23 protein-coding genes and 2 pseudogenes are annotated in these 23,375 nt (G+C 67.6%); 10 read left to right on the forward strand and 15 right to left on the reverse strand.

Annotated features, from left to right (window positions below):
* The coding region (locus tag ACK59X_RS21695) for a VTT domain-containing protein (protein WP_409960456.1) at positions 1 to 611 on the forward strand (611 nt) is incomplete at its 5' end.
* Positions 612 to 699: 88 nt separating this feature from the next.
* On the opposite strand, the gene ACK59X_RS21700 is transcribed toward ACK59X_RS21695, so the two are convergent.
* The gene (locus ACK59X_RS21700) at positions 700 to 942 is read right to left on the reverse strand and encodes a glycine zipper 2TM domain-containing protein (protein ID WP_007856567.1); all 243 of its coding nucleotides are present in this window, start codon (positions 940 to 942) and stop codon (positions 700 to 702) included.
* A 281-nt stretch (positions 943 to 1,223) separates the two neighbouring features.
* Between ACK59X_RS21700 and ACK59X_RS21705 the strand changes: the two genes are divergently transcribed.
* A complete protein-coding gene (locus ACK59X_RS21705; RefSeq protein ID WP_409960457.1) occupies positions 1,224 to 2,810 on the forward strand; it encodes a methyl-accepting chemotaxis protein in 1,587 nt (528 codons plus the stop codon).
* 9 nt (positions 2,811 to 2,819) lie between these two features.
* Here the strand turns inward: ACK59X_RS21705 and ACK59X_RS21710 are convergent, their stop codons facing one another.
* From ACK59X_RS21710 to tsaE, 3 genes are all read right to left on the reverse strand, one after another.
* Complete coding sequence (locus ACK59X_RS21710) at positions 2,820 to 3,152, reverse strand: cupin domain-containing protein (RefSeq protein WP_409960458.1); 333 nt, start codon at positions 3,150 to 3,152, stop codon at positions 2,820 to 2,822.
* Between the two features lie 106 nt (positions 3,153 to 3,258).
* Positions 3,259 to 4,713 (reverse strand): N-acetylmuramoyl-L-alanine amidase, encoded by a 1,455-nt coding sequence (locus ACK59X_RS21715; RefSeq protein ID WP_409960459.1) that lies wholly within the window; start codon positions 4,711 to 4,713, stop codon positions 3,259 to 3,261.
* 4 nt (positions 4,714 to 4,717) lie between these two features.
* Positions 4,718 to 5,257 (reverse strand): tRNA (adenosine(37)-N6)-threonylcarbamoyltransferase complex ATPase subunit type 1 TsaE, encoded by a 540-nt coding sequence (tsaE, locus tag ACK59X_RS21720; RefSeq protein WP_409960460.1) that lies wholly within the window; start codon positions 5,255 to 5,257, stop codon positions 4,718 to 4,720.
* 12 nt (positions 5,258 to 5,269) lie between these two features.
* Between tsaE and queG the strand changes: the two genes are divergently transcribed.
* Positions 5,270 to 6,352: a tRNA epoxyqueuosine(34) reductase QueG gene (gene queG, locus ACK59X_RS21725; protein ID WP_409960461.1), complete on the forward strand. Its 1,083-nt coding sequence runs from the start codon at positions 5,270 to 5,272 to the stop codon at positions 6,350 to 6,352.
* Here the strand turns inward: queG and ACK59X_RS21730 are convergent.
* Together ACK59X_RS21730 and ACK59X_RS21735 are read right to left on the reverse strand one after the other, a co-directional pair.
* A complete protein-coding gene (locus tag ACK59X_RS21730) occupies positions 6,301 to 6,900 on the reverse strand; it encodes an arylesterase (protein ID WP_409960495.1) in 600 nt (199 codons plus the stop codon). The genes queG and ACK59X_RS21730 overlap by 52 nt on opposite strands.
* Positions 6,901 to 6,956: 56 nt before the next feature.
* The gene (locus ACK59X_RS21735; RefSeq protein WP_409960462.1) at positions 6,957 to 7,865 is read right to left on the reverse strand and encodes an AEC family transporter; all 909 of its coding nucleotides are present in this window, start codon (positions 7,863 to 7,865) and stop codon (positions 6,957 to 6,959) included.
* A gap of 122 nt (positions 7,866 to 7,987) precedes the next feature.
* On the opposite strand from ACK59X_RS21735, the gene ACK59X_RS21740 reads away from it, so the two are divergent.
* From ACK59X_RS21740 to ACK59X_RS21750, 3 genes and pseudogenes are all read left to right on the forward strand, one after another.
* On the forward strand, positions 7,988 to 8,950 hold the full coding sequence (locus ACK59X_RS21740) for a tripartite tricarboxylate transporter substrate binding protein BugE (RefSeq protein ID WP_409960463.1): 963 nt from the start codon (positions 7,988 to 7,990) through the stop codon (positions 8,948 to 8,950).
* 71 nt (positions 8,951 to 9,021) lie between these two features.
* On the forward strand, positions 9,022 to 9,921 hold the full coding sequence (xerD, locus tag ACK59X_RS21745) for a site-specific tyrosine recombinase XerD (protein WP_409960464.1): 900 nt from the start codon (positions 9,022 to 9,024) through the stop codon (positions 9,919 to 9,921).
* 89 nt (positions 9,922 to 10,010) lie between these two features.
* Positions 10,011 to 10,964: pseudogene (locus tag ACK59X_RS21750) on the forward strand (Bug family tripartite tricarboxylate transporter substrate binding protein).
* Positions 10,965 to 11,030: 66 nt separating this feature from the next.
* On the opposite strand, the gene ACK59X_RS21755 reads toward ACK59X_RS21750, so the two are convergent.
* The 3 genes from ACK59X_RS21755 to ACK59X_RS21765 form a co-directional block, all read right to left on the reverse strand.
* Complete coding sequence (locus ACK59X_RS21755; RefSeq protein ID WP_409960465.1) at positions 11,031 to 12,311, reverse strand: EAL and HDOD domain-containing protein; 1,281 nt, start codon at positions 12,309 to 12,311, stop codon at positions 11,031 to 11,033.
* Positions 12,312 to 12,413: 102 nt separating this feature from the next.
* Positions 12,414 to 13,685, reverse strand: a complete 1,272-nt coding sequence (locus tag ACK59X_RS21760) for an EAL and HDOD domain-containing protein (RefSeq protein WP_409960466.1) — start codon at positions 13,683 to 13,685, stop codon at positions 12,414 to 12,416.
* Between the two features lie 73 nt (positions 13,686 to 13,758).
* Entirely contained in the window at positions 13,759 to 14,562 is an 804-nt protein-coding gene (locus ACK59X_RS21765) for a ferritin-like domain-containing protein (protein WP_409960467.1), read from the reverse strand.
* Between the two features lie 103 nt (positions 14,563 to 14,665).
* Between ACK59X_RS21765 and ACK59X_RS21770 the strand changes: the two genes are divergently transcribed.
* From ACK59X_RS21770 to ACK59X_RS21780, 3 genes are all read left to right on the forward strand, one after another.
* Positions 14,666 to 15,190: a gamma carbonic anhydrase family protein gene (locus tag ACK59X_RS21770; protein ID WP_409960468.1), complete on the forward strand. Its 525-nt coding sequence runs from the start codon at positions 14,666 to 14,668 to the stop codon at positions 15,188 to 15,190.
* A 45-nt stretch (positions 15,191 to 15,235) separates the two neighbouring features.
* Positions 15,236 to 16,228: an Hsp33 family molecular chaperone HslO gene (locus ACK59X_RS21775; RefSeq protein WP_409960469.1), complete on the forward strand. Its 993-nt coding sequence runs from the start codon at positions 15,236 to 15,238 to the stop codon at positions 16,226 to 16,228.
* A 112-nt stretch (positions 16,229 to 16,340) separates the two neighbouring features.
* Positions 16,341 to 16,832, forward strand: a complete 492-nt coding sequence (locus tag ACK59X_RS21780) for a CZB domain-containing protein (RefSeq protein ID WP_409960470.1) — start codon at positions 16,341 to 16,343, stop codon at positions 16,830 to 16,832.
* On the opposite strand, the gene ACK59X_RS21785 is transcribed toward ACK59X_RS21780, so the two are convergent.
* The 6 genes and pseudogenes from ACK59X_RS21785 to ACK59X_RS21810 form a co-directional block, all read right to left on the reverse strand.
* Positions 16,792 to 17,313, reverse strand: coding sequence for a hypothetical protein (locus tag ACK59X_RS21785; protein WP_409960471.1), 522 nt, complete (start codon positions 17,311 to 17,313; stop codon positions 16,792 to 16,794). The two genes, ACK59X_RS21780 and ACK59X_RS21785, sit on opposite strands and share 41 nt — an antisense overlap.
* A 20-nt stretch (positions 17,314 to 17,333) precedes the next feature.
* Positions 17,334 to 17,612 carry a septum formation initiator family protein gene (locus tag ACK59X_RS21790; protein ID WP_409960472.1) on the reverse strand — a complete coding sequence of 93 codons (279 nt, stop codon included), beginning with the start codon at positions 17,610 to 17,612 and terminating at the stop codon, positions 17,334 to 17,336.
* 94 nt (positions 17,613 to 17,706) lie between these two features.
* A complete protein-coding gene (gene eno, locus ACK59X_RS21795) occupies positions 17,707 to 18,993 on the reverse strand; it encodes a phosphopyruvate hydratase (protein ID WP_409960473.1) in 1,287 nt (428 codons plus the stop codon).
* A gap of 148 nt (positions 18,994 to 19,141) precedes the next feature.
* Positions 19,142 to 19,432 carry a DUF1330 domain-containing protein gene (locus ACK59X_RS21800; RefSeq protein ID WP_007859228.1) on the reverse strand — a complete coding sequence of 97 codons (291 nt, stop codon included), beginning with the start codon at positions 19,430 to 19,432 and terminating at the stop codon, positions 19,142 to 19,144.
* A 6-nt stretch (positions 19,433 to 19,438) separates the two neighbouring features.
* Positions 19,439 to 20,296 (reverse strand): annotated as a pseudogene (gene kdsA / locus ACK59X_RS21805) (3-deoxy-8-phosphooctulonate synthase).
* A 39-nt stretch (positions 20,297 to 20,335) separates the two neighbouring features.
* Positions 20,336 to 22,009 (reverse strand): CTP synthase, encoded by a 1,674-nt coding sequence (locus ACK59X_RS21810; protein WP_409960474.1) that lies wholly within the window; start codon positions 22,007 to 22,009, stop codon positions 20,336 to 20,338.
* A 112-nt stretch (positions 22,010 to 22,121) separates the two neighbouring features.
* On the opposite strand from ACK59X_RS21810, the gene coaBC reads away from it, so the two are divergent.
* Positions 22,122 to 23,345 carry a bifunctional phosphopantothenoylcysteine decarboxylase/phosphopantothenate--cysteine ligase CoaBC gene (gene coaBC / locus ACK59X_RS21815; RefSeq protein WP_409960475.1) on the forward strand — a complete coding sequence of 408 codons (1,224 nt, stop codon included), beginning with the start codon at positions 22,122 to 22,124 and terminating at the stop codon, positions 23,343 to 23,345.
* The last annotated feature ends 30 nt before the right edge of the window (positions 23,346 to 23,375 follow it).

The raw sequence follows: 23,375 nt of genomic DNA on the forward strand, positions 1-23,375 counted from the left end.
TGGACAAGTACCTCGAGATGTGCGTGCCGAACTACGGGCCCGTGGTCTATGCACTGCGGTTCGTCAGCGTCTTCGTCGAGACCGGCGTGGTCGTCATGCCCGTCCTGCCCGGGGATTCGCTGATGTTCATCGTCGGCTCGCTGTGCGGTGCGGGGCTCATGAACTTTCCCCTGGCCTGCACGGTGCTCATCGTGGCGGCCATCCTGGGCGACCAGTGCAACTACTCCATCGGCCGCTACTTCGGGCCCAAGGTGTTCCAGTGGGAGAACTCACGCTGGTTCAACCGCCGCGCCTTCGACCAGGCGCATGCCTTCTACGAGCGCTATGGCGGCATCACCATCGTGATCGCGCGCTTCATGCCCTTCATCCGCACCTTCGCCCCCTTCGTGGCCGGCGTGGCTGAGATGTCGCGCGCCAAGTTCACCGCCTACAACGTGGGCGGCGCGCTGCTGTGGGTGCTGGGCATCGCCACGGCAGGCTACTTCTTCGGCAACTTCGCCTGGGTCAAGGAGAACCTGGACAAGATCATCTGGGCCATGATCTTCATCCCTGGCCTCATCGCCATTTTCGGTGCCTGGCGCGCCGGGCGCAAGGCCAAGGCCCTGGCCTGACCCCGCGGGCCCGAATGGCAAAGCGCCGCCCATCGCGAGATGGCGGCGCTTTTTTTCATGGCCGCGGTGAGGCGGCGATGAGTGCGGCTTAACGGCGATAGCGGCGTTGGTCGCGGTCCTCGCCGATTTCGTGGCCCACCAAGGCACCGGCCGCAGCGCCGCCGATGGTACCCACGGGGCCGCCGAAGATGGCGTTACCGGCGGCACCGCCGACCACGGCACCGACACCGGTACCGACTTGAGCGTTGGTGGGGTTGGAGGCGCAACCACCCATGGCCAGTGCGGCGGTGGCGGATGCGGCGACAAGAAGTGTACGGAGCGTGGTGGTCATGGCAAGAGTCCTTTGCGGTTGGTGGATCAGGCCTTGAGGCTCTGAAGCCCGGAGGCAGCAGGGTTTCGACCTGTGCCTCTACTGTCCCCCGCCAGCCGTTTTTGCGGTGTAGGTACGCGGGGGCAGCGGCTGTAGGACCCTGTCCGGGCGCCCTGTCCCGGCAAATCGTGGTGCGAAGCACTTGCTGATGGTGAACGGTGCCTTGGGAGGGTTATGCTGTGTTCATTCCAGCCGCAGCCTGCGCCGCAGGCGGGGCAATAAAAATGACACGGAGACACACCATGACCACCCTTGCACTTCCATCACCCCGCAGCGACAACAGCACCTCGGGGGGCCAACTGACCGTGGCCCAGCAGATCGGCCTGGTGGTGGCCCTGGCGGCTGCCGTGCTCATCGTCGTGCTGGCGCTCAGCCTGGTGCGCGTGCAGCACCTGGGCGCCACGGTGGACCACCTGGCCAGCGAGCAGGTGGAGCGCCTGCAACTGGCGCTGCGCTGGCGCAGCAACATCGCGGTCAATTCCACGCGCGTGTTCTCGGTCGTGCAGTCCGAGGGCGACGACCTGCAGAACTTCTTCAAGGACCTGATCGCGGCGACCACGGCCGATACCTCGCAGGTGCAAAAGCGCTACACCGAACTGGAGAGCAGCCCCGAGGGGCTGCGCATCCAGGAAGAACTGGCCACGGTGCGCAAGCCCTACCTGGAAACACGCGACAAGGCCCTGGCCCTCAAGAAGGCGGGCGACATGGCGGCCGCCAAGGCGTTCGCCCTGTCCACCTTCGTCCCGGTGGTCAACCAGTACAACGCGGTGGCCGACAAGATGGTGGCCTACCAGGTCCAGCGCTCGGCCGATCAGGCTGCCGAAGCGGCGGGGCTGATCCGCTCGTACCGGACCACGGTGCTGGTGGCTGGCGGGGCGGGTCTGGCGCTGCGGATGCTGCTGTCCTGGGTGGTGGTGCGGCGCATCCGCGCTTCGTTGCATGGGGTGGCGGTGGTGGCGCGCAACATCGGCGAGGGCGACCTGTCGCAGCACATCGCCGTGCAGGGCCGTGGCGAGGTGGCCGAGATGATGCAGGCCATGCAGCACATGAAGACCTCGCTGGTGCGCATCGTGGGTGCGGTGCGCCAGAGCAGCGACTCCATCGCCACGGGCTCCAGCGAGATCGCCATGGGCAACGCCGACCTGAGCCAGCGCACTGAGGAGCAGGCGAGCAACCTGGAGGAAACGGCCGCCTCGATGGAAGAGATCACCAGCACCGTGAAGAACAATGCCGACACTGCGCGCAAGGCGGCCGCGCTGGCCGGCACCGCGTCGCAGGCGGCGGTCAAGGGGGGCGAGGTGGTGGGCCAGGTCGTGGCCACCATGCAGGACATCTCGGCCGCGTCGAAGAAGATCACCGACATCATCGGCGTGATCGATGGCATCGCCTTCCAGACCAACATCCTGGCGCTGAATGCAGCCGTGGAAGCAGCCCGCGCCGGCGAGCAGGGCCGGGGCTTTGCCGTGGTGGCCAGCGAGGTGCGCAGCCTGGCCGGCCGCAGCGCCGAGGCGGCCAAGGAGATCAAGGGCTTGATCGGTGCCAGCGCCGAACGCGTGGACAACGGCACCCGGCTCGTGGCCGATGCGGGCTCCAGCATGGAAGACATCGTCAACCAGGTCAAGCGCGTGAACGAACTGATCGCCGAGATCTCCAGCGCCACGGGCGAGCAGACCATCGGCATCGGCCAGGTCGGCGAGGCCGTGACCCAGCTCGACCAGGTGACACAGCAGAATGCCGCGCTGGTAGAGCAGAGCGCCGCCGCGGCCGACAGCCTCAAGCACCAGGCCGCGCGCCTGGCGGAGATCGTCAGCGTATTTCGCCTGGCGTAGTCCCTGGGATCATCCCGGCAGCAGGCAGATCGTCAGGAGCAGCGACGAATCCTTGACGGCCTTGAGCGCGTGCGGCGAGCGCGGTGCCAGGTGCACGAAGTCACCGGGCTGCAGCAGTTGCACCGATTCGCCGGCATGGAACTCCACCGCGCCCTCCAGGCATTGCACAGTGGCTTCGCCCGGGGTCTGGTGTTCGCGCATGACCTTGCCTGCGGGCAGCACCACGCGCATCACTTCCAACTGGCCGGCCTTGAGGATGGCCGAGGTGGTGGCGCCGGCCAGTTGCGCGCCCAGGGGGCGCACGCTGGCCACTTCTCCGGATTGTGCGTGGGGCAGTGCCATGGTTCTTCTCCTTCACCGGGGTCGTGGATCGTTGGCTTCCACTGTGCCTGTGAAGGGCCGAGGAAGCAAGCCACACCCCTGTGGAGGGCGTGCCGGCCTACACCGGCTATACCGAGCGGCTGCGTGCCAGCGGCGGGTTCTTGGCAAAGTAGCGCGTGATGCCGCGCATCAGCGCATCGGCCAGCTGCACCTGGTAGGCGGGGCTGCGCAGCTTGGCCTCTTCCTCGGGGTTGCTGATGAAGGCGGTCTCCACCAGCACGCTCGGGATGTCGGGCGCCTTGAGCACGGCAAAACCGGCCTGTTCCACGCGCGGCTTGTGCAGCTTGGCCATGTTGCCGATCTCGCCCAGCAGCACACTGCCGAGCTTCAGGCTGTCGTTGATCTGCGCCGTGGTGCTCATGTCCAGCAGCATGCGCTGCACGTGGCGGTCCTGGCTCTGCACGTTCAGGCCGCCCACCAGGTCGGCCTGGTTCTCCTTGTTGGCCAGCCAGCGCGCGGCCGTGCTCGAAGCGCCGCTCTGGCTCAGCGCAAAAACGCTGGCGCCGCGCGCCGCCGGCGTGGTGAAGGCATCGGCGTGGATGCTCACGAACAGGTCGGCCTGCACGCGGCGTGCCTTCTCGACGCGCGTGCCCAGAGGCACGAAGAAGTCGCCATCGCGCGTGAGGAATGCGCGCATCGGGTTGCCGCCCACGGTGGTGGCGTTGATGCGGTCGCGCAGCAGGTGAGCCACACGCAGCACCACGTCCTTCTCGCGCGTGCCGCCGGGGCCGATGGCTCCGGGGTCCTCGCCGCCGTGGCCGGGGTCCAGCGCGACGATGATGATGCGGTCGGTCTGCGTCGCCGTGGCCTTGTTGTTGCCCCCGCCCCGGGCCGGCGGTGCGGCCGCGACGGCGGGTGGTGCAGGCGCCGGGTCGGGCGTCGCGACCGGCGCCTGGGGGGGCGGCCGGTTGGCGTGCTGGGCAATCAGGTCGCCCAGCGGGTCGCTCTCGGCCGAGGGGGGCGCTGGCGCGGGGACCGGTGGGCGCGTGGGGGCGGCTGCAACCGCGGCGGCGGGAGCGCGGCCACCCGAGGTCTCGCGCAAGCGCTCGGCGATCAGGGCCTCCAGCGGGTCCACCGGCGCAGCCGGGTACAGGTCGAACACCAGGCGGTGCTGGTAGGCGGCCACCGGGGGCAGGGTGAACACCTGGGGCATGGCCGGCTGTTTCAGGTCCACCACCAGGCGCACCACGTTGGGCGCGTTCTGCCCCACGCGGATGCCGGCGATGTTGGGGTCGTCGGGCTTGACTTTGGCGACCAGCTCGCGCAGCTCGGGGCTCAGGTCGATGCCTTCGATGTCCACCGCCAGGCGTGGCGGCGTGGTCACGAAGAACTGCTTGGCCGTGAGCTTGCCATCGGATTCGATGGTCACGCGCGTGTATTCGGGTGCGGGCCAGACGCGCACCGCCAGGATGGTGGCCCCGCGGGCAATTTCCTGCGTACCCAGCAACAGCACCAGGCTGCCCGCCTGCAGCAGGCTGCGGCGGGACGGTGGGCGCGGCGCCGGGTGGAGGGGCAGCGTCATTCGTTCAGAGTCCTTGCAGCAGCCGTTGGCCGGCGGCGGTATGGGCGTGCACGGTCACTTGCCTTTCGGTGTCGTCAATTGCTTCAATGTGTATAGCAAGGTCGGCAGGCGGGGTGAGCGCTGCGGCCTTTTCCGGCCATTCTGCCACCTTGAGGCCCGGGTTGGCAAAAATGTCCCTGAATCCGGCGTCTTCCCACTCGCGCGGATCGTCGAAGCGATAGAAGTCGAAGTGCCAGACGGTGGTGGCGTGCGGTGCCAGGCCCGGGGCCTCGTGCGGCTCCACCACGGCGTAGGTGGGGCTCTTGATGCGGCCCTGCACGCCCAGGGCGCGCAGCAGGTGGCGTACCAGGGTGGTCTTGCCCGCGCCCAGGTCGCCGTGCAGGGTGAGGAAGGCCTGGGCCAGCAGCTGCGGCTGGGCGGACAGCGCCTGCGCGAAGGCGGCGGTGTCGTCCTCACTGTGCCAGAGCCAGGTCCGAGGGCTTTGCCCGGCGGCCGGGACCGCGGGGCTTTCTACAATCTGGCCGGTATGTGGTGCAACAGTCAACTCGTTCCTCAAATGCAGGAGTGGGCCCGCGAGCTGGGATTTTCCCAAATCGGCGTGGCCGGGGTGGATTTGTCGGCCGCCGAAGACGGGTTGATGCAGTGGCTGGCCCAGGGGTTCCATGGCGAGATGCATTACATGGCCAGCCACGGCACGCGCCGCGCGCGCCCTGCCGAGCTCGTGCCCGGCACCGTGAGCGTGATCACCGCACGCATGGATTATCTGCCGCGCGGCAAGGCCATGGAAGGCTGGCAGGAGGCGGAGCTGTCGCGCCTGGCGCGCCCGGGCGAGGGGATCGTCTCGGTCTATGCCCGGGGCCGCGACTACCACAAGGTGCTGCGCGCGCGGCTGCAAAAGCTCAGCGACCGCATCGCCGAGGCCGTCGGCCCGTTCGGCCACCGGGTGTTCACCGACTCGGCCCCGTTGCTGGAGGCCGAGCTGTCCGCGCGCAGCGGCCAGGGCTGGCGCGGCAAGCACACGCTGGTGCTCAACCGCGAGGCGGGCTCGATGTTCTTTTTGGGCGAGATCTACGTGGACATGCCGCTGCCCGAGAGCGCACCCGTCAGCGCGCACTGCGGCAGCTGCAGCGCCTGCATCGCCATCTGCCCCACGCAGGCCATCATTGCGCCGCACCGCATCGATGCGCGCCGCTGCATCTCCTACCTGACCATCGAGCATGGCGGCGCCATCCCTCTGGAGTTCCGTGCGGCCATGGGCAACCGCATCTACGGCTGCGACGACTGCCAGCTGGCCTGCCCCTGGAACAAGTTCGCGCAGGTCAGCCGCCTGCCCGACTTCGACGAGCGCAACGGCCTGTCGGGCCAGCAACTGGTGCACCTGTTCGCCTGGGACGAGGCCACCTTCCTGCGCATGACCGAGGGCGGCCCCATCCGCCGCATCGGCCATGAGCGCTGGCTGCGCAACGTGGCCGTGGCCCTGGGCAATGCGCTGCGGGCGACGGGCGACGAGGCTCTTCGCGCGGCGCTGCAATCGCGCGCTGGCGATGCCAGCCCCCTGGTGCGCGAGCACGTGGACTGGGGCCTGGCTCAGGCACCGGCCAGCAGCCCGGTTGCCCTGAGCGTCTCCACCAGCCCCTGAGCGAAGCGCTCGTACCCTGCCGCATTCGCGTGGATCTGGTCGGAGCGCAGCGTGGCGTCGGCCAGCACACCGGACCATCCCTTGCGGTGCAGGGGAATCCTGAGTTCGCTGGCGATCTCTGCGTACATGGCATGGTCGCTCAACTGGCCCAGCGTGGCCATGACCGTGAATTCGGGCACGGCGACCAGCAGCACCTGGGCGCCGGCGGCGCGTGCCAGCTCGCAGATCTGGCGCACATTGGCGCGCGTGGCGCTGGCGCTCTGGCGGCGCAGGAAGTCGTTGCCGCCGATGCCCACGATCACCAGCGCGGGCTGGTGCTGTTGCAGCAGGTCCGGCAGCCGCTGCAGTGCCTGGGCCGAGGTGTCGCCCGAGATGCCGCCGTTGACCACCTTCCACCCGGTCAGGCGCTGCAGCACGGCGGGGTAGGCGCTGTCGGCAGACGCGCCCACGCCCGAGGTGAGCGAGTCGCCCAGCGCGAGCACGGTGGCCCCGGACGGGATGGCCTGGGCACGCGGCGGCTTGCGCCCGCAGCCCGCCAGCGGAGCCATGGCGGCCGCCAGCAGGCCGATGGCCAGGAGGTGCCGGCGAGCGAGCGTGGTGGTATTCACCGCAGTACTCCCAGGGCAAAAGGCAGGCTCACCACGCCGAGCACGGTGGACAGCGTCACCAGCCCGGCCACGTAAGGCCCGTTGTAGCCCATGCGCGCGGCCAGCACATAGCAGGTGCTGGCCGTGGGCAGGGCCGAGAAGGCCAGCAGCACCGTGGTCTGCACCGGGTTGAGTGCGAACAGCTTCGCCAGGCCGAACGCGATCACGGGCAGCACCAGGTGGCGGATGGACAGCACCGCCACGCTCAGCGCCTTGCCGCGCGTGAGCAGGCCGAACTGCATGCCCGCGCCCGCGGCCATCAGCCCCAGGGCCAGCGAGGCGGCGCTGATGCGTGTGACGGTGGGCTCGATCCAGCCCGGGATGCGAGAGCCCAGCAGGTTGGCCACCAGGCCGGTAACGGTGGCCACGATCAACGGGTTGCGCACCAGCTCGCGCAAAAAGCCGTGCTCGCCCTGCCGCGCCATGGGCCACACGGCGGCCACGTTGAACAAGGGCACGCACACGCCGATCAGCACGGCAATCATCAAGAGGCCCTGGGCGCCCGCGAGCCGCTCGGCAATCGCCAGGCCGATGAAGGAGTTGAAGCGGAACGCGATCTGCGCGCTGGCCGCATGGTCGCGCAGGTCCAGGCGTTTGCCCAGCCAGGGCCAGTGCGGCAGGCTGTAGGCCAGTGCGATGCCCGCCACGCCGGTGAGCATGCCGGCCGCGATCAGGCCCGAGGCGGCGCCGATGTCCACCGGGCTCTTGACGATGGACTGGAACAGCAGCACCGGAAACAGCAGGTAGTACACCAGGCTTTCGACCGGCTGCCACACCGAGCGGTTCAGCGGGGTGAAGCGGCACACCAGATAACCGCACAGGATCAAGGAGAAATCGGGGAGCAGGAGCTGGGCATAGTTCACCATTCGAGGATAAACCAAGCTCTGGTGACCTGCGGGTAAGCCCCTATGTGGAATCCATAGGGAGCCAGGGTCCGCATTGCGCATAACATTGCCTACCGCCAAGTAAACCCCAAAAGGAGAAATCAATGCAACGTCGCCAATGGCTCGCGCTGACGCTGGTGGCTGCCGCAGGATCTGCCGCAGCCCAGGGCTATCCCAACAAGGTCATCCAACTGCAGGTGCCCTTTGCCCCCGGTGGCACCACCGACATCATCGCGCGTGTGATCGCCGACCCGCTGGGCAAGGCCCTCGGCCAAAGCGTGATCGTCGAGAACAAGGCCGGTGGCGGCGGCATCGTGGGTGCGGCCGAAACCGCGCGTTCGGCGCCGGACGGCTACACCCTGGGCGTGGCCACGGTGTCCACCACCGCGGCCAACCCGGCCATCAACCCCAAGACGCCGTACAACCCGATCACGGACTTCACGCCCATCACCAACATCGCGGCCACGCCCAACGTCATCGCCGTGCACCCGAGCTTTCCGGCCAAAGACTACAAGGCCTATGTGGCCGAGCTCAAGAAGTCGCCGGGCAAGTACTCGTACTCCTCGTCGGGAACGGGCGGCATCGGCCACCTGCAGATGGAGCTGTACAAGAGCCTGTCGGGCACCTTCGTCACGCACATCCCCTACCGTGGCGCCGGCCCGGCGCTCAACGACACGGTGGCCGGCCAGGTGCCGATGATCTTCGACAACCTGCCCTCGGCACTGCCTTTCATCAAGGAAAACCGGCTGGTGCCCATCGTGGTCGCGGCACCCCAGCGCGTGGCCGGCCTGCCCAATGTGCCGACGTTCAAGGAACTGGGCCTGGAGCCCGTGAACCGCATGGCCTACTACGGCATCGTCGGCCCCAAGGGCCTGCCCAAGGACGTGGTCGACAAGGTCAACGCCGCCGTGCGCAAGGCCCTGGAAGACCCGGCCGTGAAGAAGCGCATCGAGGAAACCGGCTCCATCGTGATCGGCAACACGCCCGAGCAGTTCGCCGAGCAGATCAAGGCCGAGTTCGGTGTCTACAAGGACGTGGTGGCCAAGCAGAAGCTGGCGCTGGAATAAATAAGCCAAGCGCAGGCCACTGCATCCCCGGGCCGCCCACGGGCGGCTTTTTTACGTGCTATGGTTTTGGCATGCTCACCGCCAGCCTGAATGCGATCGATACCTTCGTGGATGCCCTCTGGCTGGAGGACGGCCTGTCGCGCAACACCCTGGCGGCCTACCGGCGCGACCTCACGTTGTACGCGCAGTGGCTGGCCAAGCACCACCCTGAAATGGCGCTCGACGGCACCGCCGAGCAGCACCTGCAGGGCTACTTCGCGGCGCGCCATGGCGAGACCCGCGCCACCTCGGCCAACCGGCGCCTCACGGTGCTCAGGCGCTACTTCCACTGGGCGCTGCGCGAGCGCCGCATCAGCGCCGACCCCACCGTGCGCCTGCAGGCAGCGCGCCAGCCCCTGCGCGTGCCCCAGACCCTGGCGCAGGCCCAGGTGGAGGCATTGCTCACCGCACCCGACCTGGGCAACCCGCTGGGCCTGCGCGACCGCACCATGCTGGAGCTGATGTACGCCAGCGGCCTGCGCGTGACCGAGCTGGTCACGCTCAAGACCTTCCAGCTGGGGCTCAATGAAGGCGTGCTGCGCGTTACCGGCAAGGGCAGCAAGGAGCGGCTCGTGCCCTTTGGTGAGGAGGCACGGGCCTGGCTGCAGCGCTACCTGGCCGAGGCGCGCGGCGCCATCCTCGGCGGGCAGCAGACCGACGACCTGTTCGTGACCCAGCGCGGCGCCGGCATGACGCGGGTGATGTTCTGGGTCATCGTGAAGAAGTGGGCGGCCGTGGCCGGCATCACCACGCCGCTGTCGCCGCACACGCTGCGCCATGCCTTCGCCACCCACCTGCTCAACCACGGCGCCGACCTGCGCGTGGTGCAACTGCTGCTGGGGCACGCCGACATTTCCACCACCACCATCTACACCCATGTGGCGCGCGAGCGGCTCAAGGCGCTGCACGCGCAGCACCACCCGCGCGGCTGAACACATCCCATCACCAGGAAAGAACCAACATGGCAATCCAAGACAACCACCACGCCGTCAACACGGGCCGGCGCACTGCGCTCGCGGCCATGGCCAGCGGCGCTGCGGCCCTGCTGGCGCCCGGCCTGCTGCATGCCCAGGCACCCGTCTGGCCCGCGCGCCCGGTGCGCATCGTCGTGGCCTACCCGGCCGGCGGGGTCAGCGATGTGGTCGCGCGCCTGCTGGCCGACAAGCTCTCGCCCGTGCTTGGCCAGCCCGTGGTGATCGAGAACAAGGCCGGCGCCAGCGGCAGCATCGGCCTGGATGCGGTCGCCAAGGCCACCGACGGCCACACGCTGGGCTTTGCCGCCATCAGCCCCCTGGCGCTGAACCCCCACCTGGGCACATCGCCCTTCGATCCCGCCAAGGACATCGTGCCCGTGGCCAGCGTGATGTACTCGCCCGTGCTGCTGCTGGGCACGCCGGCCAGCAGCGCGCGCGACTTCCGTGATCTGCTGGCGCAGGCCAAGGCCAAGCCGGGCGCCATCCGCTGGGCCACTTCGGGCCAGGCGTCGCTGGGCCACATCATGCTGGAGCAGGTGATGCACACCGCCAGCGTGCAGATGACGCACCTCCCCTACAAGGGCGGCGGCCAGCAGATGAACGACGCGCTCAGCGGCCAGTTCGAGATCCTCTCCACCAACGCCGGGCCGGCCGTGCTGCAGCACATCTAGGCCGGCAAGCTCAAAGCCCTGGCCGTGGGGGCGCCGGATCGGCTCGACACCCTGCCCGACGTGCCCACACTGGCCGAGCTGGGCCAGGGCGCGGCCAACCTGTCCTCGCTGTTCGGTGTGTTCGCGCCGGCCGGCATGCCGGCCGCCGTGGTGGCGCGCCTGAACGCCGAGATCACCAAGGTGCTGGCCCTGCCCGACGTGCGCGCCAAGCTCGACGCCTCCGACAACGTGCCCCTGGGCGGCACGGCGGCCGACTTCGGCCAGCGCATCGCCATGGACTCCGAGGCCAACCTGCGCATCATCCGCGCGGCGGGCATCAAGGGGCAGTGACGGGTTTTGACCACGCGAAAATGACAAAGGGGAGCCGAGGCTCCCCTTTTTATGCGCCGCGCAGGCTCAATCAGCGTTGAGGCTTTCGGCCCAGGTCAGGGCCTGCAGGTGGGCCCAGTTGACCTGGCGGTTGGACAGGTGCAGGGCCTCGGCCATGCGCGCGAACACCACCTCGTCGCCGCTCTCGCAGGCCTTGGTGAGTTCCAGGAACGGGGCGAACACGCCCGTGTTGTGCAGCAGCGCATCGGTCACGGGCTGGGGCAGGGCCACGGATTCGAGGGCCTTCTCGATGGGCACGTTGAGCATGGTGTCCAGCAGCGAGAACACGCCCACCACGAAAGCGTTGTCGCAATCCTCGGGGGGCAGCAGTTCGGTGGCCAGCAGCTCCATCAGGCGGCCACGCACCACGGCGGTCTGGCCCACGGCCGGTGGCGAACCATCGGCACGCGAGGTGGTCATGAGCAGGGCGGCCCAGCGGAACAGCTTTTTCAGGCCCAGGATCATCACCGCGTGGCGGAACGAGGTGATCTCGCACGACAGTCCGAAGCCCGAGGAGTTGATGAAGCGCAGCAGGTTGAAGGACAGCGTGGGGTCCTTCTTGAGCAGGTCTTCGATCTCGGCCGTGCTGGCCTGTTTGCGCACCAGGTTGATCAGCTGGATGATGGTGGCCTGCGAGGGCCGGATGGTCGTGGCCTTGACCAGCGAGGGCTTGGCGAACCAGAAGCCCTGGAACAGCTTCACGCCCAGGTCGGACATCATCTTGAACTGCTCGGGCGTTTCCACCTTTTCGGCCACCAGCGTGGCCTTGGCGTAATTGCCGGCAAACTTGACCAGGGGCGCGGCCAGCTCGGGCTTGAAGGCCTGCATGTCGAGCTTGATGTAGGACGCCAGCGGCATCCAGTTGGCATAGGCACGGCGCAGGGCATGCTGGTTGAACGCCAGGCGAAAGCCGCGCGTGCGCAGCGACTCGAGCACGGGCACGCGGCCGTCGATCTCTTCCTGGGTGGCGCTGTCGGCCAGGGGCGGCACTTCGAGCACCACCTTTTCGGGGTGGATCAGCTCCAGGTGGCCGCCGGCCAGGCTGTCGTGCGTGCAGTTGATGAAGACGGTCTTCTTGCCCACCAGGGCTTCGGTACCCGCATAGGACAGGGCGTTGAACAGCAGCGCCGCATCGCTGGCGGCCGTGTGCGAGGCGCTGGCAGTGGAACGGTCGAACAACTCGTAGCCGTACACGGCACGGTGCTGGTCCACGATGGGCTGGCGCGCAATGATGGCCAGGTTGCTGTCTTCGACGTTTTCCTGGGTCGGGTCGACTTCGGGTGCGGCGTGTTCAGGTGTGGTCGACATGGGGCGCTTGCGGTAGATGGGGCGAAAGGGGTTGCTGAGGGGATTCTAGACCCGCTCCCGCAATCCTTCTGTATGCAAAAAGCACGCCCCCGTGCCGCAAGGTCAATCCTCGGTCAACTGGTCGGCCCAGGCCAGGGCCTGCAGGTGGGCCAGGTTGATCTGCTGGCTGGTCAGGTGCAGGGTGCCGGCAGCGCGATGGAAGACGGCGTCGTCGCTGGATTCGCAGGCCTCGGCCAGGTTCAGCAGGTCCCCGAGGAAACCCTCGCGGCGCAGCAGCGCGGCGGCGGAGGCCTCGGGCACGTTGAGCAGGCCGATGGCCGATTCCATGGGGATGGAAAGCATCACGTCCAGCAGCGAGAAGATGCCCACCACGAAAGCCTGGTCGGCCTCGTCGGGGGGCAGGGTCTCCAGGGCCAGCAGCTCCATCAGGCGCCCGCGCACCACGGCCGTCTGGCCCACGGAAGAGGGCGCGCCGCGGGTGCGCGATGCGGTGAGCAGCAGCGCGGCCCAGCGGAACAGCTTTTTCAGGCCCATGAGCATCACCGCCTGGCGGAAGGAGGTGATCTCGCGGTTCATGCCGAAACCGGCCGAATTGATCAGGCGCATGAGGTTGAAGGCCAGGCCAGCATCCTTCTTGAGCACTTCCTCGATCTCGTCGGTGCTGGCCTGCTGGCGCACCAGGTTGATCAGCTGGATGATGGCGCTTTGCGACGGCGTGAGCAGCTTGGCCTCGACCAGTGCCGGGCGGGCGAACCAGTAACCCTGGAACAGCTGCACGCCCTGGGTGGACACCATGTCGTACTGCTGGGCGGTTTCCACCTTCTCGGCAATGAGTTCGGCCTGGGAGTGGCGCCCGGCATAGCTGATCAGCACCGCCAGTTGGTCAGCCGCCAGTACCGACAGGTCGAGCTTGATGTAGTCGGCCAGCGGCAGCCAGGGAGCATAGGTCGACTGCAGCACCGTGTGGTTGAACGCCAGGTGAAAACCGCGGTCGCGCAGGCCGGTGAGAATCGGCAGGCGCGCCGCCACCTCTTCGCTCGCCGCGTGGCCCAGGGGGGGGATCTCCAGCACCACCTTGTCGGGGTCCAGCAGCTCCAGGTGGCCGCCCGAGAGGCTTTCGTGCGTGCAGTTCACGAAGATCAGTTTCTTGCCGACGAGTTCTTCGGTGCCCGCATGCGAGAGGGCATTGAAGATCAGGATCACGTCGCTGGCCGCCGTGTGCGCAGCTTCGGTGCGCGAGCGGTTGAACAGCTCGTAGCCGACCACGACCTGCTGGCCATTGACGATGGCCTGGCGCGCGATCATTGCCACGGACGACTGGCCAGGCGCAGTGCTGGCAGGGTAGGTTCTTCCATGGGCAGGATGGGTGGGCATGGATCGTGGATGCGTTGGCTGGACATGGGGGATGAAAGGGCGCGAAGCATTGTAGGGAAGATCGTGGGCACGTTCAGCCCTGCTGCAGCCATGCCAGTTCGGCGTCGGTGAATCCCGCCGCACGGCGCGCGCTGTCGTTGAAAGGGGGCTTCAGGCGTGGTGCCTCGTACTGGCGCACCAGCACGCCGTAGTGGGCTTCGGGCTCCAGGCCTTCGCGCGTGCACAGCCAGCGGTACCAGTGGTTGCCGATGGCCACGTGGCCGACCTCGTCGCGCAGGATGGTATCGAGGATGTCCACGGCAGCCAGCGCATCGGGCGTGCCCACCTGGCGCAGCTTGCGCTGGATCAGGGGCGTGGCGTCGAGCCCGCGCGCCTCCAGCGTGCGCGGCACCAGGGCCATGCGCGCCACGATGTCGTGCTGGGTCTTCTCGCACATGGTCCACAGGCCCTGGTGGGCCGGGAAGTCGCCATAGTCGTGGCCCTGGGCGCGCAGGTGCGCGCGCAGCAGGCCGAAGTGGGTGGCCTCCTCGGCAGCCACGCGCAGCCAGTCCAGGTAGTAGGCGCCGGGCATGCCGTCGAAGCGCCAGATGGCATCGAGCGCCAGGTTGATGGCATTGAACTCGATGTGGGCGATGGCGTGCAGCAGGACGGCCCGGCCTTCGGGCGTGGCGGGCGAGCGGCGCGCCACCTCGGTGTGGCGCAGCAGCAGGGGGCGCTCGGGGCGGCCGGGCAGCACGCCGGCATCCGCGGGGCCGGCAGGGGCTTTTTCTGCTATCGAAAAATGAGCTGCCTGCGCATGCAGGCTCAGCGACTGCGCCGCTTTTTGTTCGGGGTCTGCAAGGCACAAGACCTGCAGTGCACGTTGGCGAAGCTCCATCCTTACAATTCTAGGCCCTGCCTTTGCGTAACGCTGCAAACGCTTTGTAACCATTGGCAGGCCCCCGGTGCGAACAATACTTCCCTTGTCTGGAGACTGCGGTATGGCGATTTACGAACTCGATGGTGCGATTCCCCAGGTGGCCGCTTCGGCCTGGGTGGCCGACAGCGCCCAGGTCATGGGCAACGTGGTGCTGGGCGAGGACGCGAGCGTCTGGTTCGGCACCGTGGTGCGCGGCGACACGGAAAGCATCACCATCGGCGCCGGCTCCAACATCCAGGACGCCAGCGTGCTGCACGCCGACATCGGCAAGCCGCTGGTGGTGGGCGAGCGCGTGACCGTGGGCCACCAGGTCATGCTGCACGGCTGCACCATCGGCGACGAGTCGCTGATCGGCATCGGTGCCATCGTGCTCAATGGCGCCAAGATCGGCAAGCACTGCCTGGTGGGGGCCGGCGCGCTGGTGACCGAGGGCAAGGAGTTTCCCGATGGCTCCATGATCATCGGCAGTCCCGCCAAGGCGGTGCGCGAACTGTCTCCCGAGCAGATCGAAGGCCTGCGCCAGAGCGCGCAGCACGACATCGACAATGCGCGCCGCTTTCACAGCGGTCTGCACCGGATCGCCTGAGCACTTTTCTCGGCCGATCCCCGTATTTGACTGGAACCCTTTCGCGTGTCTGAACTTCACAAATTCCTTTTCGATGGCCTGCCCGTGCGCGGCATGCTGGTGCGCCTGACCGACGCCTGGACCGACATCCTGCGCCGGCGTGCCGGCAACACGGCCACCGGCGCCTATGCCGCCCCCGTCACCGAGCTGCTCGGCGAGATGGCGGCGGCCGGCGTGCTGATGCAGTCGAACATCAAGTTCAATGGCGCGCTGATCCTGCAGGTGTTCGGCGATGGCCCGGTGAAGCTGGACGTGGCCGAGGTGCAGTCCGACCTCTCCCTGCGCGCCACTGCCACGGTCACCAGCGAAGTGCCGGCCGACGCGCGCCTGAGCCAGATGGTCAACGTGGGCGGCAGTGGGCGCTGCGCCATCACGCTCGATCCCAAGAACCGCCACCCCGGCCAGCAGCCCTACCAGGGCGTGGTGCCGCTGCACGGCGACCACCACGAAAAGCTCGAACGCCTGTCGGACGTGCTGCAGCACTACATGCTGCAGTCCGAGCAGCTCGACACCGTGCTGGTGCTGGGCGCCAACGAGCAGGTGGCGGCCGGCCAGCTGATCCAGCGCATGCCCATCAAGGGCGAGGGCAACCTGGCCGAGGGCCTCTCGCACCGCGAGAACGAAGACCAGATCGGCCACAACGAGGACTACAACCGCATTGCCCACCTGGCTGCCAGCCTGACGCGCGAAGACTTGCTGAGCCTGGATGTGGACACCATCCTGCGCCGCCTGTTCTGGGAGGAAAAGCTGGTGCGCTTTACCCCCCAGCAGGGCGATACGGGCCCGCGCTTTGCCTGCACCTGCAGCCGCGAGCGCGTGGGCAACATGCTGCGCAACCTGGGCGCGGCCGAGTCCGAGAGCATCCTGGCCGAGCGCGGCGAGATCGAGGTGGGCTGCGAATTCTGCGGCCAGCAGTACCGCTTCGACGCGGTGGACGCGGCGCAGATCTTCGTGGAGCCGGCCATCATCCAGCCCCAGGGACCCACGGGCATGCAGTAGCCGGGGGCGCCGCCACGCGGGGTGTGGTTGCTCGTGTGACCATCGTTGACAATCGCGGCCGCCGCGCGGGCCGTGGCAGGTCTACCATGAAGGCCTGTACCAAAGGTGTGTCATGGGGTTTATCAGTCGCGTCATGGGCTTCTCGGCCCGCAACAGGGCAGTGCCGCCGCTGGCGCTGTACGAGAGTTCGCTCGCGCAGGACTCCCGGCGTGCCGACACGGTGCTCGCCGTGCTCGACCTCGATGCCGCCATCAACGCCCATGAGCGCTGGAAAGAGCGGCTGATGGACTACCTCGAAGGCCGCTCGGCCAAGGGGCTGGACCCGGCCATGGTGCGCCGTACCGACCAGGACGCCCTGGGCCGTTGGCTGCACGGCGTGGGCGCCGAGCTGCTGGGCGACCGCCCGGCCTTCACGCTGCTGGTGGCGCGCCACCAGTACTTCCACGAACAGGCCGCCACCATCGTTGAGCTGGCGCAGCAGGGCGAATGGCCGCGCGTGGTGCAGGTGCTCAATGGCGGCTACCGCCACGGCTCCAGCCAGGTGGTGCTGCTGCTCAAGGAGCTCAAGCGCAGCCTTGCGCAGGAGGCCGCGTCAGCGCAGTGAACAGCCGGTGCTCGCACACCGGGTCGCTGCATTTCTCGCACCCATAGGCGCGCAGCCGGGCCGCGCGGGCTTCGCTGTGCGCCGAAGAAGCCTGCTCCCCGATGGCCTGGTTCCCCAGCAGCGGGCCCAGCGCACGCAGCGCACTGGCCAGGCGTGCCGGCCCCTGGCCGTACACCACGCGGTAGGCGATGGCTTGGGCGCCGAGCGTGGCGCGCAACTGGGCATCCAGGGCCTGCCGGGGCTCTTGCTCCGCCGCCGGGCAGGGCAGGTCCAGTCCCATCAGCAGGGTGATTTGCGCGCCCTGGTGCGCCTGCAGTGCGGCAGCCACGTGTACGGCATCGCCGGCGGCAACGGCCTGTGCCAGCAGGGAGTGGGTGAGCGTCAGAGGGGCGGGCGCTGCGCCCAGGTGCGGCGCGAGGGCCTCGGCCAGCGCATGGGTGCCGGTGCCGGGGGCACCCAGCAGCACGATGGTGGAGGTCACGGGAAGGGTGTCCACCGCGCTCAGCGCGGCGTGAACTGCACGTAGATCTCGTTGGGCCGCACCATGCCCAGCTCGCTGCGCGCCTTTTCCTCGACCATGTCCAGGCCTTCCTTGAGGTCGTGCACCTCGGAGCTCAGGCGCTCGTTGGCCTGCTGTGCCTGGGCATTGGCGGCCTTTTGCACGTCGATCTGGCGCTGCATCTCGTTCACGCGCGGCAGGCTGCCGCGCCCCAGCCAGAGCTGGGCGTGCACGGCTGCCAGCAGGGCCAGCAGCACGACCGGAACGAGGCGGTTGACCATGGTGGCGCCAGCTTACCTGATTGCGCGCAGGAACGGCCGCCCGCGGCCGGAGCCCGTCGGCAGGGCAGGCGGCCGGACCGGCATGCGGGCAGGCTCAGCGCAGGTTGTAGAACGCGGCGCGGCCGGGGTAGTGCGCGATGTCGCCCAGGTCTTCCTCGATGCGCAGCAGCTGGTTGTACTTGGCGATGCGGTCCGAGCGCGACAGCGAGCCGGTCTTGATCTGGCCGGCGTTGGTGCCCACGGCGATGTCGGCGATGGTGCTGTCCTCGGTCTCGCCCGAGCGGTGCGAGATCACGGCGGTGTAGCCGGCGCGCTTGGCCATCTCGATGGCGGCGAAGGTCTCGGTCAGCGTGCCGATCTGGTTGATCTTGATCAGGATCGAGTTGCCGATGTGCTTGTCGATGCCTTCCTTAAGGATCTTGGTGTTGGTCACGAACAGGTCGTCTCCCACCAGCTGCACGTTCTTGCCCAGGCGCTCGGTCAGGATCTTCCAGCCATCCCAGTCGCCTTCGTGCATGCCGTCTTCGATGCTGATGATGGGGTACTTGTCGCACCAGCTGGCCAGCATGTCGGTCCACTGCGTGGCGGTGAGCTTCAGGCCGCCTTCGCCTTCCAGCACGTAGTGGCCGTCCTTGTAGAACTCGCTGGCCGCACAATCCAGGCCCAGGGCGATCTGCTCGCCTGCGGTGTAGCCGGCAGCTTCGATGGCCTGCAGGATCAGCACGATGGCGGCTTCATGGTTCTCGACGCTCGGTGCAAAGCCGCCTTCGTCGCCCACGGCGGTGCTGATGCCTTTGTCGTGCAGGATCTTCTTCAGGGCATGGAACACCTCGGCGCCCCAGCGCAGGGCTTCGCGGAAGGTGGGGGCGCCCACGGGGATGATCATGAACTCCTGCAGATCCAGGCTGTTGTTGGCGTGTGCGCCGCCATTGATCACGTTCATCATGGGCACGGGCAGCTGCATGCTGCCCATGCCGCCCAGGTAGCGGTACAGCGGCAGGCCGGACTCTTCGGCTGCGGCGCGGGCCACGGCCATGGACACGGCCAGCATGGCGTTGGCGCCCAGGCGGCTCTTGTTGTCGGTGCCATCGAGGTCGATCAGCGTCTTGTCCAGGAAAGCCTGCTCGGAGGCATCCAGGCCCAGCACGGCTTCGGAGATCTCGGTGTTGATGTGCTCCACCGCCTTGAGCACGCCCTTGCCCAGGTAGCGGCTCTTGTCGCCATCGCGCATTTCGATGGCCTCGCGGCTGCCGGTGGACGCACCCGAAGGCACGGCCGCACGGCCCATCACGCCCGACTCCAGCAGCACGTCGCACTCGACGGTGGGGTTGCCGCGGCTGTCCAGCACTTCGCGGCCTACGATGTCAACAATGGCACTCATGATCTTCCTTGAGGGTTTTTGAAATTCATCCAGACAGGCATGGGGCAGGTGGAATCCAGCCAGAACTGATGCTGTCGCGCGTCGGTCGCGATTCTATGCTACCGATTTGATAGTAATTAAGGGGTCCGGGTACGAACCGGGTACGGACTCAGACGCCTTCGACGCACACCATGCGCATGATCGCAGCGCCTTCGCGCGCCGCCTTGGCCTTCTGGTACTCGGGCGTATCGTAGAAGGCGCGGGCCGCCTCGAAGCTCGGGAACTTGAGGATCACCGTGCGGCCGGGGTTCCAGTCACCCTCGAGCACCTCGACCTTGCCGCCGCGCACGCACACTTCGGCGCCGTGGGCCTGCATGGCGATGGTGCTCCACTTGCGGTACTCCTCGTACTGCGTGGGGTTGGTGACGGTGACGGATGCGATGACGTAACCACTGCTCATGATGTCTCAGGCTCCAAAGTTGTTTTCGAGAAAACCGTTCTTCTTGGTGATGCCGTCCAGGGCCACCAGGGTCTCCAGCAGCGCCTTCATGTGCTTCAGGGGCACGGCGTTGGGGCCGTCGGACAGGGCCTTGGCCGGGTCCGGGTGGGTTTCCATGAACAGGCCGGCCACGCCCACGGCCACGGCCGCACGCGCCAGCACCGGCACCATTTCGCGCTGGCCGCCGCTGCTGGTGCCGGTGCCGCGGGGCAGCTGCACCTAGTGCGTGGCGTCGAACACCACCGGGGCATTCGTCTCGCGCATGATGGACAGGCTGCGCATGTCCGACACCAGGTTGTTGTAGCCAAAGCTCGCGCCGCGCTCGCAGGCCATGAAGGCGTCCTCGGGCAGGCCGGCTTCCTTGGCGGCAGCGCGGGCCTTGTCGATCACGTTCTTCATGTCGTGGGGCGCAAGGAACTGGCCCTTCTTGATGTTCACCGGCTTGCCCGACTGCGCCACGGCGCGGATGAAGTCGGTCTGGCGGCACAGGAAGGCAGGCGTCTGCAGCACGTCGACCACCTTGGCGGCCTCGGTGATGTCGTCCTCGGTGTGCACGTCGGTGAGCACCGGCACGTTGAGGTCCTTGCGGATCTTGGCCAGGATCTCCAGGCCCTTCTCACGCCCCGGGCCGCGAAAGCTCGTGCCCGAGGAGCGGTTGGCCTTGTCGAAGCTGCTCTTGAAGATGAACGGGATGCCCAGCGATCCCGTGATCTCCTTGAGCTGCCCGGCCACGTCCATCTGCAGTTGCTCGGACTCGATCACGCAGGGGCCTGCGATGAGGAAGAAGCGTTGGTCGAGGCCGACGTCGAAGCCGCAGAGTTTCATGGCAAGGTCTCTTTTCTTCTGTGGGTTTTGCGCAGTCAGTCAGGCCGCCACCGCGGGCTTTTGCTGCAGGCTCTTCTGGTGCTCCACCGCCGCCTTGATGAAGGCGTTGAACAGCGGGTGGCCGTTCCAGGGCGTGGACTTGAACTCGGGGTGGAACTGCACGCCGATGAACCAGGGGTGTACGCTCTTGGGCAGCTCCACGATCTCGGTGAGCTGCTCGCGCTGCGTCAGCGCCGAGATCACCAGGCCCGCCTTGCGCAGCTGGTCCAGGTAGTTCACATTGGCTTCGTAGCGGTGGCGGTGGCGCTCGGTCACGATGTTGCCGTAGATCTCGTGCGCCAGCGTGCCGGCCGAAACGTCCGAGCTCTGCGCGCCCAGGCGCATGGTACCGCCCAGGTCGGAGTTCTCGTCGCGCTGCTTGATGGTGCCGTCGGCGTCCTTCCACTCGGTGATCAGGGCGATCACGGGGTGGGGCGTGGCGGGCTCGAACTCGGTGCTGTTGGCGTCCTTGAGGCCGGCCACATGGCGCGCGTACTCGATGGTGGCGACCTGCATCCCGAGGCAGATGCCCAGGTAGGGCACATGCTGCTCGCGGGCGAAGCGGGCGGTGCTGATCTTGCCTTCCACGCCACGCGCGCCAAAGCCGCCGGGCACCAGGATGGCGTCGTACTTGGCCAGCTTCTCGGCCGCGTCATCGGCGTTGATGGTCTCGGAGTCCACATGCTCGATCTTCACGCGCACGTGGTTCTTCATGCCGGCGTGGCGCAGTGCCTCGTTCACCGACTTGTAGCTGTCCGACAGGTCCACGTACTTGCCGACCATGGCGATGGTCACTTCACCTTGCGGGTGCTCGGTCTCGTACACCAGCTGGTCCCAGCGCTTGAGGCTGGTGGGCGGCGTGTTCAGGCGCAGCTTGTCGCAGATCAGGCCATCCAGGCCCTGCTCGTGCAGCATGCGCGGCACCTTGTAGATGGTGTCCACGTCCCACATGCTGATCACACCCCACTCGGGCACGTTGGTGAACAGCGAGATCTTGCTGCGCTCGTCCTCGGGCATGCGGCGGTCGGCGCGGCACAGCAACGCGTCGGGCTGGATACCGATCTTGCGCAGTTCCTGCACGGTGTGCTGCGTGGGCTTGGTCTTGAGCTCGCCGGCCGCGGCGATCCAGGGCACGTAGGTCAGGTGCACGAAGGCGGCGTTGTTCGGGCCGAGCTTGAGGCTCAGCTGGCGCACGGCCTCCAGGAAGGGCAGGGACTCGATGTCGCCCACGGTGCCGCCGACTTCGACGATGGCCACATCGACCGCATCGTCGGTGCCGACACCTGCGCCGCGCTTGATGTACTCCTGGATTTCATTGGTGACGTGCGGGATCACCTGCACCGTCTTGCCCAGGTAGTCGCCGCGGCGCTCCTTCTCCAGCACGCTCTGGTAGATGCGGCCGGTGGTGAAGTTGTTGGTCTTTTTCATGCGCGTTTCGATGAAACGCTCATAGTGGCCGAGGTCGAGGTCGGTTTCGGCGCCGTCGTCCGTGACGAACACTTCGCCGTGCTGGAACGGGGACATGGTGCCCGGGTCCACGTTGATGTACGGGTCGAGCTTGATGAGGGTGACTTTGAGGCCCCGCGATTCGAGGATCGCGGCAAGGGAGGCTGAGGCGATTCCCTTGCCCAGGGAAGACACCACACCGCCGGTGACGAAGACAAATTTGGTCATGTCTTTTTTGGTGGTGGGAAATCGGGATTATAGATGGCCGCCCGGCACCGGGCCGGCCAAGGTCTTTCGGGCGTGCCTGCCGGCATGCCGGCCGTCTGCTAAATTCGCGCCCATGAATGAGCTTGCTGGCAAACACATTGTTCTGGGTCTGAGCGGGGGCGTAGCCTGCTACAAGTCGGCCGACCTGTGCCGCCAGCTCATCAAGGAGGGCGCCACCGTGCAGGTGGTGATGACCGAGGCCGCCGCGCAGTTCATCACCCCGGTGACCATGCAGGCCCTGTCGGGACGGCCGGTCTACGGCTCGCAGTGGGATGCGCGCGAGCCCAACAACATGCCCCACATCAACCTGAGCCGCGAGGCCGATGCGATCCTGATTGCGCCCTGCAGCGCCGATTTCATCGCCCGCCTGGTCCAGGGCCGCTCCGACGAGTTGCTGAGCCTGCTGTGCCTGGCCCGCCCCATGGACAAGGTGCCCCTGCTGCTGGCACCGGCCATGAACCGCGAAATGTGGGCCCACCCCGCCACCCAGCGCAATCTGGCCCAGGTGGCCAAGGACGGCGCCCGGGTGCTCGGCGTGGGCAATGGCGACCAGGCCTGCGGCGAAACCGGCGATGGCCGCATGCTGGAGCCCCTGGAGCTGCTGGACGAGCTGATCGCCTTCTTCGCGCCCAAGCCCCTGGCCGGGCGCAAGGTGCTGATCACCGCCGGCCCGACCTTCGAGGCCATCGACCCGGTGCGCGGCATCACCAACCTCTCCAGTGGCAAGATGGGCTTTGCCATCGCCCGCGCCGCGCGCGAGGCGGGGGCCGAGGTGACCCTGGTGGCTGGGCCCGTGCACCTGCCCACGCCGCGCGGCGTGCAGCGCGTCAACGTGCAGTCTGCCCAGCAGATGCTGGCGGCGGTGATGGCGCTGGCGCCCACCTCGTCGGTGTTCGTCGCCACGGCGGCCGTGGCCGACTGGCGGCCGGCCACCCAGGCGGGCGAAAAGATCAAGAAGGATGGCTCGGGCCAGGCGCCGACCCTGGCCTTTGCCGAAAACCCCGACATCCTGGCCACGGTGGCCCAACTGCAAGAGGCGCAATCGGGCGAGCTCTACTGCGTAGGGTTTGCTGCCGAAAGCCATGACCTGCTGGCCCATGCCACGGCCAAGCGCCTGCGCAAGAAAATCCCGCTGCTGGTGGGCAACATCGGTCCCGCCACCTTCGGCCAGGACGACAATGCCCTGCTGCTGGTGGACGAGCACGGCCACCGCGAACTGCCCCTGGCGTCCAAGCGCTCGCTGGCACAGGGCCTGGTCGCCGAAGTGGCGGCACGCTTGCCGGCACGGCGTGGCTGAGCAGGGCGCGCATCCGATTCCATGATCCCC

The organism is Acidovorax sp., from assembly GCF_046339755.1.
Taxonomy (GTDB): domain Bacteria; phylum Pseudomonadota; class Gammaproteobacteria; order Burkholderiales; family Burkholderiaceae_C; genus Acidovorax.

What these genes read in the sequence shown, in the direction of transcription:
- ACK59X_RS21770 (WP_409960468.1), top strand. Translation starts at nt 14,666, where the DNA reads ATGGCGATTTACGAACTCGATGGTGCGATTCCCCAGGTGGCCGCTTCG.
- ACK59X_RS21740 (WP_409960463.1), top strand. Translation starts at nt 7,988, where the DNA reads ATGCAACGTCGCCAATGGCTCGCGCTGACGCTGGTGGCTGCCGCAGGA.
- ACK59X_RS21800 (WP_007859228.1), bottom strand. Translation starts at nt 19,432, where the DNA reads ATGAGCAGTGGTTACGTCATCGCATCCGTCACCGTCACCAACCCCACG.
- ACK59X_RS21715 (WP_409960459.1), bottom strand. Translation starts at nt 4,713, where the DNA reads ATGACGCTGCCCCTCCACCCGGCGCCGCGCCCACCGTCCCGCCGCAGC.
- ACK59X_RS21755 (WP_409960465.1), bottom strand. Translation starts at nt 12,311, where the DNA reads ATGTCGACCACACCTGAACACGCCGCACCCGAAGTCGACCCGACCCAG.
- ACK59X_RS21705 (WP_409960457.1), top strand. Translation starts at nt 1,224, where the DNA reads ATGACCACCCTTGCACTTCCATCACCCCGCAGCGACAACAGCACCTCG.
- ACK59X_RS21760 (WP_409960466.1), bottom strand. Translation starts at nt 13,685, where the DNA reads ATGCCCACCCATCCTGCCCATGGAAGAACCTACCCTGCCAGCACTGCG.
- queG (WP_409960461.1), top strand. Translation starts at nt 5,270, where the DNA reads ATGCAGGAGTGGGCCCGCGAGCTGGGATTTTCCCAAATCGGCGTGGCC.
- ACK59X_RS21735 (WP_409960462.1), bottom strand. Translation starts at nt 7,865, where the DNA reads ATGGTGAACTATGCCCAGCTCCTGCTCCCCGATTTCTCCTTGATCCTG.
- eno (WP_409960473.1), bottom strand. Translation starts at nt 18,993, where the DNA reads ATGAGTGCCATTGTTGACATCGTAGGCCGCGAAGTGCTGGACAGCCGC.
- ACK59X_RS21810 (WP_409960474.1), bottom strand. Translation starts at nt 22,009, where the DNA reads ATGACCAAATTTGTCTTCGTCACCGGCGGTGTGGTGTCTTCCCTGGGC.
- ACK59X_RS21730 (WP_409960495.1), bottom strand. Translation starts at nt 6,900, where the DNA reads ATGGCTCCGCTGGCGGGCTGCGGGCGCAAGCCGCCGCGTGCCCAGGCC.
- xerD (WP_409960464.1), top strand. Translation starts at nt 9,022, where the DNA reads ATGCTCACCGCCAGCCTGAATGCGATCGATACCTTCGTGGATGCCCTC.
- ACK59X_RS21700 (WP_007856567.1), bottom strand. Translation starts at nt 942, where the DNA reads ATGACCACCACGCTCCGTACACTTCTTGTCGCCGCATCCGCCACCGCC.
- ACK59X_RS21780 (WP_409960470.1), top strand. Translation starts at nt 16,341, where the DNA reads ATGGGGTTTATCAGTCGCGTCATGGGCTTCTCGGCCCGCAACAGGGCA.
- coaBC (WP_409960475.1), top strand. Translation starts at nt 22,122, where the DNA reads ATGAATGAGCTTGCTGGCAAACACATTGTTCTGGGTCTGAGCGGGGGC.
- ACK59X_RS21710 (WP_409960458.1), bottom strand. Translation starts at nt 3,152, where the DNA reads ATGGCACTGCCCCACGCACAATCCGGAGAAGTGGCCAGCGTGCGCCCC.
- ACK59X_RS21790 (WP_409960472.1), bottom strand. Translation starts at nt 17,612, where the DNA reads ATGGTCAACCGCCTCGTTCCGGTCGTGCTGCTGGCCCTGCTGGCAGCC.
- ACK59X_RS21765 (WP_409960467.1), bottom strand. Translation starts at nt 14,562, where the DNA reads ATGGAGCTTCGCCAACGTGCACTGCAGGTCTTGTGCCTTGCAGACCCC.